Source organism: Kribbella sp. NPDC049227, from assembly GCF_043197265.1.
Lineage (GTDB): Bacteria > Actinomycetota > Actinomycetes > Propionibacteriales > Kribbellaceae > Kribbella.
Map to the genome: position 1 here is coordinate 412,231 of NZ_JBICST010000009.1, position 15,382 is coordinate 427,612.

Here is a 15,382-nt window from a genome sequence, read left to right on the forward strand (position 1 = left end):
GCCTACGCTGCCCAGGTGACTGCTGGGGACGAGAAGCAACAAGAGGTCATCGAACGCGCCGGCACCGCGCTGCCCGCGGACGAACGGATTCTGGCGGTCTACCTGGTCGGGAGCTACGGCTCCGGCCAGGCGGATCGTTTCAGCGACGTCGACGTGCACTGCGTCGTCACCGACGAGAGCGTCGACTGGTTCGAGGAGAACTGGCTCGAACTGATGACCGCACTGGCCGGGCCGACCGTCTGGGCGGATCGCATCCCCGGCCTCGTCGGCGGGCTGGGCATCACCTCCGACTGGCTGCACGTCGACCTCGTGATCCACCCGCTCGCCACGTTCGACCGCTTCCAGTACGACGGAGTCCGGGTGCTGTTCGACCGGGACGGCACGTTGTTCCCGGACGGCGATATCCCAGCAAAGGAAGGGCGTCCCGGTACGCCGTACTGGCCGGCCGGCCCAGTCCACCTCTTCTTCTACTTCCTGGGGAACCTGGTCACCGTCCTCGGCCGCGACGAACGCATCGTCGGCAACCAGGGCGTCGGCGCGGTCCGCGATCAGCTGATCAACCTGATGCTGGCCGAGCGCGGAGTACGCCGTACCGGCGGAGCCAAGCGCCTCAACGCGTTGCTGTCCGACGAGCAACGCGCCGCACTGGAGGCGATCCCGGCAGCGGGCTTCGATCCTGCCGAGATCGTCGCGGCCAACCAGTACATCTGCCGGCAGTTCATCGAACGCGGTACCGCGCTGGCCAAGGTCACCGGCGAGGACTGGCCGGCCGAGTTCGTCGACGCGACCCTCACCCACCTCCGCAACCACTTCGGAGTCGACTTCTCCTGACGCCTACTCCAGGTGGTAGTCCGCGAAGCGGGTGCGCAGGTCCTTCTTGGAGAACTTGCCGACCGACGTCTTCGGCACCTCGTCGATGAACTCGACGGCGTCCGGGAGCCACCACTTCGCGACCTGCGGGCGGAGGTACTCGAGGATCTCGTCCCCGGTGACTGTGGCGCCTTCCTGCAGGACCACGCACGCCAGCGGACGTTCGTCCCACTTGGGATGACGTACGCCGATGACGGCAGCCTCCTTGACGTCGGGATGAGCCATCAGCAGGTTCTCCAGCTCGACCGAGCTGATCCACTCGCCGCCCGACTTGACCAGGTCCTTGGTGCGGTCGACCAGGCGGACCGAGCCGAACCGGTCGATGGCGGCGACGTCGCCGGTCTTCATCCAGCCGTCCTCCGTGGTCAGCTGGACCGGCTCGTCGGGCTGGTAGTACTCGGCGGCGATCCACGGCCCGCGGACCTGCAACTCGCCGGTGGCCTCGTCGTCCCACGGCAACGGCGTGATCGACCCCGGCTCGACGATCCGCACCTGGACGCCGGGAAGCGGCAGGCCTTGCCGCGAACGCAGATGCGCCTGCTCGTCCTCGGCCAGATCCTTGTTCCGGGCCGGTACGTGCGAAGCCGTCGCCACCGGGCTCGTCTCAGTCATCCCCCACGCCTGCAGGATCGGCCGACCGAGCTTCTCCCGGAAGGCCTCCGACAACGCCAGCGGTACGGCGGACCCACCGCACGGGATCCGGCGGAGCTTGGGAAGCTCCACCCCGTCCAGCAAAGGCAACAAGCCTTGCCAGATCGTCGGCACACCGGCCGACAACGTGACCTCTTGTTCCTGCAGCAGTTTGAGGATCCCCTGCGGAGTCATGTCCGGACCCGGGAAGACCAGGCTCGCCCCGGCCATCGGCGCCGCGTGCGCCAGACCCCACGCGTTCGCGTGGAACATCGGCACGACCGGCATCACCGTGTCCGTCTCGTCCAACCCGATCCCGGCGTTCGTCAGTACGCCGATCGAGTGCAGCCAGGTGGACCGGTGCGAGTACACCACGCCCTTCGGGTTGCCCGTCGTACCGCTCGTGTAACACATCGCGGCGGCCTGGTTCTCGTCCTCGACGTGGAACTCGACCGGCTCGGAGGCGGCCAGCAGCTCCTCGTAGTCGTGGAACCGCGCGTCGTCCGGCACCTCGACACCGGACGCGCCGGCGGGCAGGTCGTCCATCACCACGACGTGCCGGATCAGCGGTAGGCGGTCGAGGAGCGGCAGGAAGAGCCCGAGCAGGGAGCGGTCGACGAAGACGACCTCGTCCTCGGCATGGTTCGCGATGTAGACGACCTGGTCGGGGAAGAGCCTGATGTTCAGCGTGTGCAGGACACGGCCGGTGCAGGGCGCGGCGAAGTACAGCTCGAGGTGACGGCCCGAGTTCCAGGCGAAGGTGCCGACACGTCCGTCCGCGCTGATGCCGAGCGTGTCGAGGACGCCGCCCAGCCGTCTGGTCCGGTCGGCCCACTCGCCGTACGTGAGCTTCGCCGGTGCCGGACCGCCGGTGTAAACGGTCTTGTCCGGGTAGAACTGCTCGGCCCGGAGAAAGATGCTGTCCAGGGACAGCTGGAAGTTCTGCATCAGACCCTTCATGCAGACACTGTGCCAGCGATGCTGTCAGGTTGGCCACGATCCCGCGGGTGTCGCGAGACAGTTGACACGACATACATGTCGTGTAATCTATTGCTCATGACGACGATCGACCGGGTGTCCGTGGTGAGCACGGGCACCGTCAAGATCCGGCCCGAACATGTCGGGCCCACGACCAAGAACCTCTATGTCTGGCTCGCGACCTCACGCCAGTGGACGCAGCCGCGACCCATCAACGCGTACGTCGTCCAGCACGCCGATGGGCTGGTGTTGTTCGACACCGGTCAGGACCGCGCGTCCGTGACCGACCCCAGGTACTTCCCCGGCGGCCTGAACGGCGTGGTCTACGACCGGCTGGCGCAGTTCGAGATCGGTCCGGAGCAAACGCTGACCCGGCAACTGGCCGCCATCGGATACGACATCCGCGACGTCCACACCGCGGTCTTGTCCCACCTCCACCAGGACCACATCGGCGGCCTGCCCGAGCTCGCCCACGCCCGGATCGTGATCAGCGAACCCGAGTGGACCTCGATGCGCCGACCGCTCGCCGCCGCCCGCGGGTTCCTTCGCTCCCACATCGAACTGCCCGGCTTGCGCTGGGATCTGATCCGGCCCGAACCACTCGACGACTCCACGATCGCACCGTTCGACGCCGGGCACGACCTGTTCGGTGACGGCAGCCTGGTCCTGCTGCCGACTCCCGGCCACACGCCGGGATCCCTGTCCCTGCTGGTCCGCCGCCCCGATGGGCCGCCGCTGTTGATGGTCGGCGATCTCACGTACGACGCTGATCTGCTCGCCGCCGGTGAGATTCCCGGGGTCGGCTCCAGGTCCGCTCTCCGGCGTACCGTTGCCCAGGTCAACGAACTGCGGGCGCTGCACCCGGACCTCGTCGTACTGGCCGCGCATGACCCGGCGGCGGCTGGGCTGCTCACCCAAGCCGTCGCGGCAGGGGCGCAGTGAAGGCGGCGGAGGAACTGCGCTACCTGATCCTGGCGATCCAGCGCGAGGGCAACCGCCTGCTGGCCGCGGAACTACGGCCACTCGGGGTGACGCCGTCGCAGGCCGAGGTACTGCGGGTGCTGCGCGACCACGGGCCGCTGACCCTCAGCGCCCTCGGCGGGCTGCTCGTCTGCGAGACCGGCAACAGCCCGAGCCGTTTGGTGGATCGGCTGGTCGCGCAGGGACTGGTTCAACGCGACACGGATCCGTCGGACCGACGCTACCTCGCACTCAGCCTGACCGCGGAAGGCCGCAAGCTCAGCCAGCGGATCGTCGCGGCCGAAAACGTTCTGCACAAGGCGATTGACGATCTCGTTGCCGACCAACCCGTTGATCAGACCATCGAAACGCTGCGCGTCCTGGCCGGCGCCTTCCCCGCCGGCGAGGCGCTCGCCCGCCGACGCGCGGCAGAACAGGACACCTGACATGGAACAAGCAACACTCACCATCCCGGGCGACCGCGACGCGATCCGCGCCGTACTGCTCGACGTACTCGCACTGCCGGACTGGAACGAGGCGTTCGTCTCCCTCGCCGGCCCATCGGTGCCTGCGGTCGGAACGACGTACAAGCTTCAGGTGCGCCCGGGGCTCAGCGGCCGGCTGGAGTACGCCGCGATCGAGCCGGACCGCATCGAGATCCACTGGCAGGTCCCCGGCTTCCGCGAAACCGGCGTCTGGACGATCGGCGACTCCGGCCTGATAACCCACACCTTCACGCAAACCGGCCCGCTCGCCGCCGTCCTGAAACCCGCCTACCGCGGAATAGCCCAGGTCCGCCTGGACCGCCTCGCAGCGCGGATGCTCCTGACACGGGCGGGTCGTCGAGCTTAATCTGCTGGGCATGCTGATCGAGGTTCGTGACACCAGGCTGTACGTCGATCGACGCGGGCCCGAGGATGCGCCTCCGCTGCTCTTCCTGCACGGAGGTCCGGGAGCCGGTTCGTACGACTTCATGTCGTTCCAGGGCGACCGGCTCTCCCAGCAACTGCAGGTGATCGGCGTCGACCAGCGCGGCGTACAGCAGTCCGATCCCCTCACCGGACCGGTCACCGAACACGACGTGATCGCCGACTTCGAGGCACTCCGCGAGACGCTCGGCCTGGAGACGTGGTCGATCCTCGGGCATTCGTACGGCGGCCGGCTGGCCGTCCGGTACGCCGTCATGCATCCCGAGGCAGTCACCAAGGTGATGTTCGAGAACCCGGGCTGGGACATGGTCCTTGCCACCGACACCTTGTTGAAGGCTGCGCTGCCGCTGCTCCCGGGCGTCGAGATCCCGCCCCACACCGGGCCCGCGACCAAACAGATGTGGGACGAGCGCATCGCCCTCCTCGGCCGCCTCGGCGACCGCCGCAAGGAGATCTACCTCGGCCCCGAGACGAAGTCCCTCGCCCTCCCGTCCGACACCGAACTCCCCGAAGAAATCCAGTCCCGTGCCGCCCGCTTCTCCGACGAGATCACCCGCACCGCCGACTTCGCCGAATCACCCCTGCCGCTCTTCGCGAAGATCACCCAGCCCGCCCTCCTGATCAAAGGCGAACACGACCCGGCGACCAGCCCCGAAGAAATCGCCCGCTTCCAATCCGACGTCCCTCGCGGCACCTACTACTTCGCCGAAGGCGCCGGCCACTTCGTCCACGCAGAACAACCCGAAACCTTCACCAAACTGATCACCGACTTCATGCTGACTCCAGCCGGCCGTCGAGTCGTGGATTCGCGCAGCGATCCTGCGACTTCGTGAACCAACATCCACGACTCGGGGACCGTCACGGCCTGCTTACACAGCGATCGGGAGGGCTCGTTTGTGGGCGGTGCGGCGGTGGGTGGCGATGATCGTCGCCGCTGCCTTCTCGTCGATCTCGCGGCCCTCGAGGAAGTCGTCGATCTCGTCGTACGTGACGCCGAGCACCGCCTCGTCGGGCAGGCCTGGGTTGTTCGTCTCCAGGTCGGCAGTCGGCACCTTCCCGGTGATCTCCGGCCCCGCGCCGAGCCGCGCCCCGACCTCCCGCACCCGCCGCTTGGTCAAACCCGACAGCGGCGTCAGGTCGCACGCGCCGTCGCCGTACTTCGTGAAGAACCCCATCACCGCCTCGGCAGCGTGATCCGTCCCGACCACGAGTCCGCCACGAGCCCCAGCCACGACGTACTGCGCGATCATCCGCTGCCGGGCCTTCACGTTCCCGATGTGGAAGTCTTCGCGGTCGCCCAGCCCGGCGTGCCGGACCGCGTCGACCATCGCGTCGGTGGCCGCCTTGATGTTGACCTCGAGGGTCTCGTCGGGCTTGATGAACTCGAGCGACCGCTGGGCATCGTCCTCGTCGGCCTGGACGCCGTACGGGAGCCGCATCGCCACGAACGTCGCTTGGCCGCCCTCGGCGCGGACGCGCTCGACCGCGAGCTGGGACAGGCGGCCGCCCACCGCGGAGTCGACGCCGCCGCTGATCGCGAGCACGTACGACGAGGCGCCGGTGAGCCGGAGGCGGTCCGCGAGGAACTCGACCCGGCGCTCGATCTCGGTGTCCGGGTCGAAGGACGGGGACACGCCGAGCTCGGCGATGATCAGTTCCTGCAGGTAGCGGCGTTCGTCGCTCATCGGGCTCCCTCACGGTCAGGTTCGGCCTGACCAGCCTAGAGGGCCCGGACATGAGGATTCCCCGCGCACCCGGAAGAGCTCACTTACCCTTGCTGCCTTCCGGCCCTGGGGGAGTTGGGCGAGATACCGCCACGCGGGGAACCGACCAAGAGTGTACGGGATGCCGACGGCCAACCGGGAATCGGTCCGCACGGACAACGCTCTGAGCGAACACGGTAGCTACCGGGGCCGGACGAGGATCAAGCTGACTGGGTGACGAATCATCAATTCGGTCCGTTCGGGATCACGACCGGGCTGACCAGCAGCCCGGAGTCGCTGGCGGCGGCGCAGGCTGCCGAGGAGCTCGGGTACCCCGCGATCTGGCTGTCCGGCGGACCGTTGCCGGGGCTGCAGACCATCGCCGACCTGATCGGCGCAACCAACTCGATCAAGTTCGTCAGCGGGATCCTGTCCGTCGACAAATACAGTGCCGCCGACGTCAGTACGGCGTACTCCTCGCTCGAGAAGTCCGCCCCGGGACGCTTCACCGTCGGGCTCGGAGGTGCTCACGGTCCCAAGCCGCTGGCGAAGATCACCGCGTTCCTCGACGAGGTCGACGTACCGGAAGAGCGTCGGGTGCTCGCAGCGCTCGGGCCGCGCATGCTCGAGCTGGCGCGCGACCGCTCGGCCGGTGCCTACCCGTTCCTGGTCTCCGCCGCGTACTCCGCCGAGGCGCGCAAGGTGCTCGGACCGGACAAGCTGCTCGCGGTGAGCCATCTCGTCGTTCTGGAGACCGACGCGGACAAGGCCAGGGCGATCGCACGGAACACGATCAGCTTCTTCCCACAGATCCCGGGGTACGCCGCCTCCCTGAAGCGCCAGGGATTCAGCGAGAAGGATCAGGCCGAGCTGCCCGATCACCTGGTCGATGCACTCGCCGCGTGGGGCACGCCGGCGGACATCAAGGGCAAGCTGACCGAGCACCTGGACGCCGGCGCCGACCACGTGACCATCAACGTCATCACCGGCGTCACCGGCCCGCAGCCGGTGGAGCAATGGAGGACGCTGGCCCCCACGCTGCTTGCGTAGCGTCGTCGGGGTCCAAGCGGTCACCCGCCGATCGCCAACGGCGCCCTGGGCAACTGCTTCTCGTACAGCCGCGCCGTCGTCTCCAGCTTGTCGTAGCGGTACGGCCGCTCCTCACCGGTCGGCTCGAAACCTTGCCGCAGCCAGAACGCGGTCGCGACGTGCGCGTTCGTCGCCACGATCGCCAGCCGCAGCGTCCTCACCTCCGGCCACGACGTCTCGACGTACCGCTGGACCAGGTCGAACGTCACCCTGCCGAGGCCCAGCCCCTGATGGTTCCAATGGACCTCGAGGAGGCCGATGTAGGCGGTGTGGTCGTTCGGGAACCCCCTGAGCAGGTCGGCGACGGCGACGAGCCGGCCGTCCTGGAACGACCCGAGCACGACCTTCGCGTCCTCGGCCAGTCCGTCGGGCCGCATCAGCAGAAGACTCTGCGCATCCGCCGGCCCGGGCGGATAACCCGTGACCCGCTCGGTGTAGCCGGGATCCGATTCGATCAGCTCCTGCAGCGCTTCGACGTCCTCGACCGCGATCGGCCGCAGTACGAGGTTCATCGCTCCAACTCCTCGATGCTGCCGGCCATGATCGCCCGCAGGTTCGCCGTGACCCTGTCGACCGGCCAGTCCCACCAGGCGATCCGCAGCAGCCGGTCGACGTCCTCGTCGGAGAACCGGCGCCGGATCAGCTTCGCCGGATTCCCGCCGACGATCCCGTACGGCGGTACGTCGTCGACCACGACCGCGCCGGACGCGATGATGGCGCCATCGCCGATCGTCACCCCGGGCATCACCAGACTGCGGTAGCCGAACCACACGTCGTTGCCGACCACGGTGTCACCGCGACCGGGCAGCCCGGTGATCAGGTCGAAGTGCTCCGCCCACGCGCCACCCATGATCGGGAACGGGAACGTCGACGGACCGTCCATCCGGTGATTGGCGCCGTTCATGATGAACGTCGTGCCTTCGCCGAGCGCACAGTACTTGCCGATCCGGAGCCGCTCGGGTCCGTAGTGGTAGAGCACGTTGTTCGTCTCGAACCCGGTCGGGTCCCGCGGATCGTCGTAGTACGAGTAGTCGCCCACGTCGATCAGCGGCGACTTCACGACCGCTTTCAGCAGCACGACCCGCTCGGCCTCGGGCATCGGATGGACGACGTTCGGATCCGGTGCATCCATGCTCCCGACCCTAGATGAGGAGCCCCACCCCCAGCAGCACAATTAGGACGCCGGCGACCAGCAAGGCTGCCCGTCTGCTGCCGACATGCTTCATCGCGATCCCCAATGGACCGATCGGCTTCATCGCTTCTCCCATCGCTTCTTCGTGTGGTGCGTGACGGCGAGGAACACCAGCGCGAGAAGGACGGCCGGCGTACCGAGCGGACCGCGTCCGGCCAGGGCGAGACCGATGGCCAGCAGGACCGTGGAGCCGACGGCGATCCAGCCGGCGATCACCCGGTCACGAGCGAACAGACGGCCGCGGCGGTGCAAGACCTGGGCGGCTCGTGCGATTGTCAGCAATCCGACGATGATCACGGCGGCGAAACCGATGTGTGTCCGCGCCGGCAGTCCGTCTTCGGTGAGCCAGAGGGTCCCGAGCAGCACGACGACCGCGCCGGCGCCGAACAGCTGGACCAGCGAGCGGACCCTCCTGCGCAGGGAGAGCGTGTCCTGAAGGCCGGCGATCGTTTCCTCGGCGGAGATCATGAGTCCGCACCTTCTGTTGCGACTCCACGCAGCAGCCGCCGCGCCCGATGCAGCCGCGACTTCACCGTCCCGACGGGTACGCCGAGGATCTCGGCGCACTCCTCGAGACTCAGGTCCTCCAGGTGAAACAGCACGAGTACCTCCCTCTCCGGCACCGGGACCCGATCGACCAGCCTCATCACGTCCACCCTCTCGACCACGTGGTCCGCCGGGTCCGGTTCGTCGTACGAGGGTGTCTGCGGCGGCTCGGCGTACTTGTCCCTCAGCTGGTTGATCACGCTGCGTCGGGCGATCGTGAACAGCCACGCGGCGAACCGCTCCGGCTCCTTCAGCCTCGGCAGGCCGCGTACGACGGCCAGCCAGACCTCCTGCGAGACGTCGTCGGCCACCTCGTCGCGACCGAGCATGCGCCGTACGAATCCCCACATCGGCTCATGCCAGCCCCGCACCAGCTCGGCAACCGCCTCCCGCTCCCCCAGCTGGGCCCGCACCACCACCGCCACCCACTGCCGCTCCACCCTCACCTCCCTCTCGCCCCACAGTCGTCCGGCACCCTCCCCAGGTTCACGCCCCGATTTTCCGAAACCCTCGCCGCTCGCGTATCCTCTCCGCTTGGAGGATTCGCCTAGAGGCCTAGGGCGCACGCTTGGAAAGCGTGTTGGGGGCAACCCCTCACGAGTTCGAATCTCGTATCCTCCGCCACTCCCCGGAGTCAAGAAACCGCAGGTCAGACCGTGGTTTCGGGGTCTGCAGGGATGAGCAAGGAAGAAGGCCGGTCGCCTCCGCGATCGGCCTTCTTCTCATTGGGGGGTCTCAACGGCGCAGGGTTGACGTCACCGGGTGTGCTGTCAACCTGGTGCGATACCTGCGAGCCTGGGAGCGCGACGGGTGGTCAACCCCGAGCGCCAGGAGGGGCGATGTCCGAGGAAAAGATGGAGCGCGCGGTTCAGCAGGCTCTGACGCGCGAGGGGATCGCCGATGAGGTGATCGCCGCAGGCCAGTTCAACCCCCGCGGCCAGACCGGCTCGCTGTTCGCCGGCGGTTTGGCGGGCGGCAGCTTGGGCGGAGTCGGTGGCTCGGTAGGTGAGGCGGTCGGTGACTTCGCGGGCGTGATCGGTGGCATGCGCGCGAACGCGGCCGCCCACGGGATGCCCGAGTACATGTTGGTCGGAGTGACCGCCGACGGGGTTTACGGCTTCGCCGGCCGCTCGCGCAGCAAGGAGCCCGGCGCGATGGTCTTCAAGGTCGCGAGGGCAGGGCTGGAGGTGAAGGTCCACCAGCGAGTGAACGTCAGGGTGCTCGAGCTGATCCATCCCGAGAGCGACTCGCGGATCGAACTCGAGGGCAGCAGGGTGCCGCTGACCCATTCCAAGGACGTGATCGAAACCCTCTCCGAGGACTAGCTCACAGCGATACCCATTACCTAGGCGGGGGCGGCAGACATGCCGCCCATGTGCTAGGTGCCGACGGTGCCGTCTGTTGCCTCGCGCAACAGGTCCAGGTGGCCGCAGTGGCGGGCGGTCTCCTCGATCATGTGGATCATCGCGAACCGCAGCGTGAAGTCCATGTCCTGTCCACGGGCCGAATCCTCGAGGCCGGCGTCCGTGATCGCGCGCCGAGAGTTCTCGCACTCCCGGACGTAGTCATCCACGATCGCAGCCAACGTGTCGCCAGGCTCGATCCGGAAATTGCCGTGCAAATCGTCGTCCTGCCAAGGCCACTCCACGTCGAGATTCGCGAAGTCGATGCTGAACCAGAACCGCTCGGTCCCAGCCAGGTGCTTCACCACAGTCGCCGGCGTCAGGCTCGACGGCGAAACCACCGCCGAGAACGCCTGATCATCCGTCAGCCCAGCCACCTTGTTGACCACAGTGGCCCGGTAGAAGTCGAGCATGCTCTCCAACATCGCCCGCTCGGACCCACGCGAGATCGGACGACTGCGCGCAATCGGAATCACCTCAGCCATCCCCACAGGCTACGCAGCCCGAGGTCATGGAAAGCCGTGCCCCGCTCACCGGGCAGCCCGACTCCAGGACGACGTCACGAGGGCGCTGCCAGGCTTGGGCTCGAGAAGAACTCCGCGGGCGAAGTGACCCCCGCCGCGACCCTCGCGAAGCCGTCCATGGCCGCGGGACTTTGCGATACCGCGCCGAGCAGTCGCTGCATCTCCGCGTCCGGTGGCTCCAGCGCGGCGAGCTGGGCGGTGAACTCGTACATCGGCATAACCTGCGCGTCCCTGGTCTCCTGGTACTCCTTCATGGCGCGTACGCATCCGCCCATGCGTGCCGTGTAATGCCTCGCCGGCCGAGCGTGGTGCTGCGACTGGGCGCACAGGCCCTGTTTGGCCAGCCTGGCGCGGTTGGTCGAGTGTCAGCGCAGGCGGGCGCCGGTGCGGGCGGCCCAGTTCAGGTAGGCCGTCGAGAACATGGGGACCACCTCCGGCGCCGGATTGTTGACCGCCAACCGCTCGGCCGCAGCCGAAACAAGGCCTCCGCGCGAGAGGTCGTGCAGAACCGGCGCGGCCGCGGTATCAGTTCACGCGGGCGCGGTGGTGGGCTTCGGCAACGATTCGGTCGGCGGTCTCGGCGGGGGTGATGGCCGAGGTGTCGAACCACCAGCCGGCGTCGCCGAACTCGCGGTGCATGTCGGCTTCGAGGGCGTCGTACCCATCGAAGTCGAACCGCTCGGCAGGATCCCTGATCTCGTTGCGATGCCGGCACACCTCGATGCCCGGCGCGAGGACGACGAACAAGAGCCGGCGAGGCGAGAGCAGGTCGAGGAAGAAGTCGAGCTTCGCGCGGGACGGGATCATCGCGTCGATCAGCGGCGTGAAGCCGGCATCGACGAAGTTGCCGGCCAGCGCGCACAGGTTGCGGTGCAACAGCTCCACCTGGCGCGCTGCTTCGTCGGCAGGCTCACCCAGCGCCCAGACGAAGCCGTTCACGATCATCTGGTTGACCTCATCGCCACCAAGCCGAGCCGACCGCGGCAGCCGCTCGGCAACCAGCCTGGTCACCGTCGACTTCCCAGCTCCAGGCATGCCCGTCACCAGCAAGCACGGAGGCGCTCCCTCACCACGCATGGCCGGCATCGTGCCAAACCGCCCCCACCCGAGCAATCACATTCCGCGTTGTCGGTGGCGGCTGGCAGTGTCGGCCCATGGATGGTGGATGGTCGGACGCGCTTCGGGAGCTCGCTGTGCGGCTGGCGGGGACCGAGGTGGAGTGGATGCTGATCGGCAGCGCAGCGACCGCACTGCGCGGCGCAGCCATCGAGCCGGGTGACATCGATGTTGCGGTGTCGACAGCCGCTGGCGTCCGTACGGCGGCGACCGCGCTTCCAAGCCGGACAGCTCGATCGAGCCCGACCGATCCCCTCTGGTTCAGCAGCGTGGCCGAACCGACCTTGACGTTCGACGACCCCGGCGGAGCCCGCTGGACATTCGGCCGGTGGACGCTGGCCGGGTTCAGGGTCGAACTGGCGCATATCGACAGTCCGGCGACAGATCTGCTGGTCGAAACCCCCGCCGGAGCAGTGTGGAGCGAGCGGTCAGTCCTCGACTGGAACGGGGCACAGATCCCCGTCGTACCCGTTGAGGTTCAGCTCGCGACCATGATCTTCCGCGACCAGGCCGACAGATTGCAGGCGACTCTCACGGCCGTCGACCCGATATCGCTGGACGTCGGCCTGCTAACACGAGCAGTCGCCGGGCGAGAGACCGAAGGCGTGACGCTGCAAGTTCCGGATGTACTCCGCCGCCTCCTGACAGCCCGCCCGTGAGCGCTTCACGTCGAAGGAACACCCAGCGGTGCGGGGGCTCGGTCGTCGGGGCCGATGAGGGAAGTGGACAAGGACTGGAGAACGATGTCGAGGCTGTCGCGGAGGCGGTCCGAGGCCAGTTGGGCGGTCTGGCGTTCGTTGCCGGACTCGATAGCGCGGGCGATCGCGACGTGCTGCTGTGCGGAGACGCGTAGCCGGTCGAGCCGATGCCGGGACAGGCGGCGAAGGCGGTGCAGGTGGACGCGTAGCTGGGTCAGCATCTCGGTGATGTACGCGTTGTTCGCTGCGCGATCCACGGCCTGATCGAACTCCGCCGACAGCGCATAGATCGCGTCGGCGTCCACGGTCTTGCGCCGGGCGGCCTGGTCGTAGCGGGCAGCGAGATCCCCGAACGCAGCGCGATCAACCGCATGCGCGGCAAGCCGCATCGCGTAGACCTCCAACGCCTCCCGGGCTTGGAACAGCGCGATGACACCGTCCACCGACACGGGCGCGACGACGAACCCCCGGCCGGCGGGCTGGGCGAGACCTTCGCGGTGCAGCCGCCGGAGCGCCTGCCGGACCGGCGTTCGCGACATGCCGAGCCGGGCAGAGGTCTCCACTTCGGCCAGGCTCGTGCCGGGGGCCAGCCGCCACTCGGCGATGTCATCGCGCAGCGCCTCGTACGCGGTGTCTGCCAGATCACGTTGTTCGGTTCTGTTCACGGTCCTAACCTAGCTTATGTATCCACAATGTATCCAGAAGGAGAAACCATGAGTACCACCCGCCAGGACCGCATCGCCTTGTTCGCCAACCTCGCCACGGCGGAGACCCAGCCCCGGTTCTGGGCCCGGGTCGCCGATGACGTCGACTGGACCGTCGAGGGCACGCACCCGCTGGCCGGTCGCTACCTCGGCAAGCAGAAGTTCATCGACGCGACGTTCGCGCGGCTGGCCGGCGTACTGCAGGGCGGCGCCAAGCTCGAGGTCGACAATCTCCTGATCGATGGCGACACCGTCGTCGCGGAGCTGGTCTCGACCTCGATCAGCAACGAAGGCGCGGCGTTCGACAACAAGTACTGCTGGGTCTGCCGCTTCGACGGCGACCTCATCGTCGAGGTCCGCGCCTACCTCGACTCGACGATGGTCATGTACACCGTCCTCCGCAATGAGTTAACTCAGGTGCGCCACACGCCGGGACAGTGAAACATCAAGGCATGGTTGAGCGGGCGTTGAGTTTCGGGGCTGCGGCTGCGACGTACGAACGGTTCCGGACGGGGTATCCGGACGAGCTCGTGGACAAGGTGCTGGAGTACGCCGGTCGGCCGGTGAACACCGCACTGGAGATCGGGGCAGGAACCGGAAAGGCCACCCGGGTGTTCGCCGCGAGGGGGATCGCGGTGACGGCCACTGAGCCGGATGCGGCGATGCTCGAGGAATTGCGCAAGCACGTGCCGTCGACCGTCACCGCGGTGCAGAGCGCGTTCGAGGATCTTCCGCTGACCTCCGCGTTCGACCTGGTCTTCGCAGCAGCGTCACTGCATTGGACCGACCCGATCGATCGCTGGACAAGCGTGGCTGCGCTGCTCAACCCTGGCGGGATCTTCCTGTCCTTCAACAGGCCGCTGTATCTCGCGGACAAGGACCTCGACGAGGCTGTGCGCGTCGCCAGGTCGGAGTTCCTGGAGGACGACGGCATTCCGCCACCTGACGGCACCTCGGAGGAGTGGCCCGGGACGGAGCTGCTTCGCTCGGACCGCTTCACGGACGTACGCCGGACCTCCATCGAACGGCGTACGACGTTGACGGCTGCGGGCTACATCGGGCACTTGTCGACGCTCTCGGCGTACCTGCTGCTCCCCACCACGACCCGGGAGCGGGTCTTCGAGCGAATCGCCGCGGTGCTCCCGGACGAGGTGACCCTGATCTCCGACGTGACGCTCCACCTGGCGCGACGGTCCTAGACGTCGTACTCGTCCGGGACGCGCATGTTGGGGCCGCCGACCTGCAGGCCGAGGGGTTCGGCGCGCCCAGCCGGTTCCTCCCACGCTTCCTGGCGACCCAGGACGGTGAGGTCGAGGTAGTGGTAGCCGTTGTGGTACTCCTCGATGCCCCGGCCGTACGTCGAGTACGTATGGAAGACCTCGTCGCCATCCCGCAGGAACGCACTGATCCCCGGCATCTCGGTCCCGCGCATGTCCTCGGTCCAGGGCCCGTCCGCCAGCGGCTTTCCTGACTCCGCGATCTCGGTCATCTCGGCCTCGGTGCGGAACTGCAGCAGCACCGGCGCGATCCGGTCGTCGAGAGTGGTGTGGAAGTCGTAGTTGAAGTCACTGCCGTACGACGAGTACCACGGGAACGACCAGCCCATCCGCTCGCGATAGGCGGCCAGCTTCGCGTACGGCGCCCGCGAGACCGCGACCAGCGTCGTGTTGCGCACCTGGAGTTGCCGCACGTTGCCGATCCCGTCGGCGGCCGAGGAGCAGCTCGTGCAGCCCTCGTCCCAGTCCGGATCGAACATGAAGTGATGCATCACCAGCTGCTGCCGACCCTCGAAGAGATCGAGCAGGCCGACCGTCCCGCCCGGCCCTTCGAACAGGTACTTCTTGTCGATCCGGACCATCGGCAGCCGCCGGCGCTCCGCGTTCACCCGATCGCGCGCCCGCGTCAGCTCCTTCTCCTTCGCCAGCAGCTCCCGCCGGGCGGCGAGCCACTCCTCTGGCGAGACGACCTCGGGCAGGTTACCTATCGTCGTCGTCATCCCGGACCTCCCAACTGATCTGTTCCGGGTACCCACCCGGCAGA

At 67.7% G+C, this 15,382-nt stretch carries 21 protein-coding genes, 1 tRNA gene and 1 other RNA gene; 11 read left to right on the top strand and 12 right to left on the bottom strand.

Annotation, left to right across the window (positions count from 1 at the left end; all coding sequences use genetic code 11):
- The first annotated feature begins 15 nt into the window (after positions 1–15).
- Positions 16–831 (top strand): aminoglycoside 6-adenylyltransferase, encoded by an 816-nt coding sequence (locus ACGFH6_RS38475; RefSeq protein WP_393394618.1) that lies wholly within the window; start codon positions 16–18, stop codon positions 829–831.
- A gap of 3 nt (positions 832–834) precedes the next feature.
- On the opposite strand, the gene ACGFH6_RS38480 is transcribed toward ACGFH6_RS38475, so the two are convergent.
- Complete coding sequence (locus tag ACGFH6_RS38480; RefSeq protein WP_393394621.1) at positions 835–2,460, bottom strand: long-chain fatty acid--CoA ligase; 1,626 nt, start codon at positions 2,458–2,460, stop codon at positions 835–837.
- A 96-nt stretch (positions 2,461–2,556) separates the two neighbouring features.
- Here ACGFH6_RS38480 and ACGFH6_RS38485 point away from each other — a divergent pair, with 96 nt between their 5' ends.
- Genes ACGFH6_RS38485 through ACGFH6_RS38500 form a run of 4 tightly spaced genes read left to right on the top strand, consistent with a single transcriptional unit; the run spans position 2,557 to position 5,200 of the window.
- On the top strand, positions 2,557–3,420 hold the full coding sequence (locus ACGFH6_RS38485) for an N-acyl homoserine lactonase family protein (RefSeq protein WP_393394624.1): 864 nt from the start codon (positions 2,557–2,559) through the stop codon (positions 3,418–3,420).
- Positions 3,417–3,884 (top strand): MarR family winged helix-turn-helix transcriptional regulator, encoded by a 468-nt coding sequence (locus ACGFH6_RS38490; protein ID WP_393394627.1) that lies wholly within the window; start codon positions 3,417–3,419, stop codon positions 3,882–3,884. Before ACGFH6_RS38485 ends, ACGFH6_RS38490 begins: the two co-directional genes overlap by 4 nt.
- Position 3,885: 1 nt before the next feature.
- The gene (locus ACGFH6_RS38495) at positions 3,886–4,290 is read left to right on the top strand and encodes a hypothetical protein (RefSeq protein ID WP_393394630.1); all 405 of its coding nucleotides are present in this window, start codon (positions 3,886–3,888) and stop codon (positions 4,288–4,290) included.
- Positions 4,291–4,300: 10 nt separating this feature from the next.
- The gene (locus tag ACGFH6_RS38500) at positions 4,301–5,200 is read left to right on the top strand and encodes an alpha/beta fold hydrolase (RefSeq protein WP_393394633.1); all 900 of its coding nucleotides are present in this window, start codon (positions 4,301–4,303) and stop codon (positions 5,198–5,200) included.
- Between the two features lie 36 nt (positions 5,201–5,236).
- Here ACGFH6_RS38500 and nadE read toward each other — a convergent pair whose 3' ends face one another.
- Both nadE and ffs read right to left on the bottom strand, forming a co-directional pair.
- Positions 5,237–6,052, bottom strand: coding sequence for an ammonia-dependent NAD(+) synthetase (gene nadE, locus ACGFH6_RS38505; RefSeq protein WP_393394636.1), 816 nt, complete (start codon positions 6,050–6,052; stop codon positions 5,237–5,239).
- A 49-nt stretch (positions 6,053–6,101) separates the two neighbouring features.
- An RNA gene (gene ffs, locus ACGFH6_RS38510) (signal recognition particle sRNA small type) lies at positions 6,102–6,198 on the bottom strand.
- A gap of 106 nt (positions 6,199–6,304) precedes the next feature.
- Here ffs and ACGFH6_RS38515 point away from each other — a divergent pair.
- Positions 6,305–7,120, top strand: a complete 816-nt coding sequence (locus ACGFH6_RS38515; protein WP_393394639.1) for a TIGR03620 family F420-dependent LLM class oxidoreductase — start codon at positions 6,305–6,307, stop codon at positions 7,118–7,120.
- Positions 7,121–7,140: 20 nt separating this feature from the next.
- On the opposite strand, the gene ACGFH6_RS38520 is transcribed toward ACGFH6_RS38515, so the two are convergent.
- The 4 genes from ACGFH6_RS38520 to ACGFH6_RS38535 form a co-directional block, all read right to left on the bottom strand.
- On the bottom strand, positions 7,141–7,671 hold the full coding sequence (locus tag ACGFH6_RS38520; RefSeq protein WP_393394642.1) for a GNAT family N-acetyltransferase: 531 nt from the start codon (positions 7,669–7,671) through the stop codon (positions 7,141–7,143).
- Entirely contained in the window at positions 7,668–8,291 is a 624-nt protein-coding gene (locus ACGFH6_RS38525; RefSeq protein WP_393394645.1) for a CatB-related O-acetyltransferase, read from the bottom strand. Before ACGFH6_RS38525 ends, ACGFH6_RS38520 begins: the two co-directional genes overlap by 4 nt.
- Positions 8,292–8,411: 120 nt before the next feature.
- Entirely contained in the window at positions 8,412–8,819 is a 408-nt protein-coding gene (locus ACGFH6_RS38530) for a hypothetical protein (RefSeq protein ID WP_393394648.1), read from the bottom strand.
- A complete protein-coding gene (locus tag ACGFH6_RS38535) occupies positions 8,816–9,337 on the bottom strand; it encodes an RNA polymerase sigma factor (protein ID WP_393394650.1) in 522 nt (173 codons plus the stop codon). The genes ACGFH6_RS38530 and ACGFH6_RS38535 overlap by 4 nt, the downstream gene beginning before the upstream one ends.
- A gap of 96 nt (positions 9,338–9,433) precedes the next feature.
- Here ACGFH6_RS38535 and ACGFH6_RS38540 point away from each other — a divergent pair.
- Positions 9,434–9,521: transfer RNA gene (locus ACGFH6_RS38540), tRNA-Ser, on the top strand.
- Between the two features lie 215 nt (positions 9,522–9,736).
- A complete protein-coding gene (locus tag ACGFH6_RS38545; RefSeq protein ID WP_393394653.1) occupies positions 9,737–10,222 on the top strand; it encodes a hypothetical protein in 486 nt (161 codons plus the stop codon).
- A 53-nt stretch (positions 10,223–10,275) separates the two neighbouring features.
- On the opposite strand, the gene ACGFH6_RS38550 is transcribed toward ACGFH6_RS38545, so the two are convergent.
- The 3 genes from ACGFH6_RS38550 to ACGFH6_RS38560 all read right to left on the bottom strand — a co-directional run bounded on the left by ACGFH6_RS38550 (position 10,276) and on the right by ACGFH6_RS38560 (position 11,910).
- Positions 10,276–10,785, bottom strand: coding sequence for a DinB family protein (locus ACGFH6_RS38550; RefSeq protein ID WP_393394656.1), 510 nt, complete (start codon positions 10,783–10,785; stop codon positions 10,276–10,278).
- A 74-nt stretch (positions 10,786–10,859) separates the two neighbouring features.
- The gene (locus ACGFH6_RS38555) at positions 10,860–11,078 is read right to left on the bottom strand and encodes a hypothetical protein (RefSeq protein ID WP_393394659.1); all 219 of its coding nucleotides are present in this window, start codon (positions 11,076–11,078) and stop codon (positions 10,860–10,862) included.
- 271 nt (positions 11,079–11,349) lie between these two features.
- Positions 11,350–11,910, bottom strand: coding sequence for an AAA family ATPase (locus tag ACGFH6_RS38560; protein ID WP_393394662.1), 561 nt, complete (start codon positions 11,908–11,910; stop codon positions 11,350–11,352).
- A gap of 68 nt (positions 11,911–11,978) precedes the next feature.
- On the opposite strand from ACGFH6_RS38560, the gene ACGFH6_RS38565 reads away from it, so the two are divergent.
- Positions 11,979–12,599, top strand: a complete 621-nt coding sequence (locus tag ACGFH6_RS38565; RefSeq protein WP_393394665.1) for a hypothetical protein — start codon at positions 11,979–11,981, stop codon at positions 12,597–12,599.
- 5 nt (positions 12,600–12,604) lie between these two features.
- Here the strand turns inward: ACGFH6_RS38565 and ACGFH6_RS38570 are convergent, their stop codons facing one another.
- Positions 12,605–13,303 (bottom strand): GntR family transcriptional regulator, encoded by a 699-nt coding sequence (locus tag ACGFH6_RS38570; protein WP_393394668.1) that lies wholly within the window; start codon positions 13,301–13,303, stop codon positions 12,605–12,607.
- A gap of 48 nt (positions 13,304–13,351) precedes the next feature.
- On the opposite strand from ACGFH6_RS38570, the gene ACGFH6_RS38575 reads away from it, so the two are divergent.
- Together ACGFH6_RS38575 and ACGFH6_RS38580 are read left to right on the top strand one after the other, a co-directional pair.
- Positions 13,352–13,783, top strand: coding sequence for a nuclear transport factor 2 family protein (locus ACGFH6_RS38575; RefSeq protein WP_393394671.1), 432 nt, complete (start codon positions 13,352–13,354; stop codon positions 13,781–13,783).
- An 11-nt stretch (positions 13,784–13,794) separates the two neighbouring features.
- Complete coding sequence (locus ACGFH6_RS38580; RefSeq protein WP_393394674.1) at positions 13,795–14,541, top strand: class I SAM-dependent methyltransferase; 747 nt, start codon at positions 13,795–13,797, stop codon at positions 14,539–14,541.
- Here the strand turns inward: ACGFH6_RS38580 and ACGFH6_RS38585 are convergent.
- Complete coding sequence (locus ACGFH6_RS38585; protein ID WP_393394677.1) at positions 14,538–15,338, bottom strand: DUF899 domain-containing protein; 801 nt, start codon at positions 15,336–15,338, stop codon at positions 14,538–14,540. The two genes, ACGFH6_RS38580 and ACGFH6_RS38585, sit on opposite strands and share 4 nt — an antisense overlap.
- Positions 15,339–15,382 lie beyond the last annotated feature (44 nt).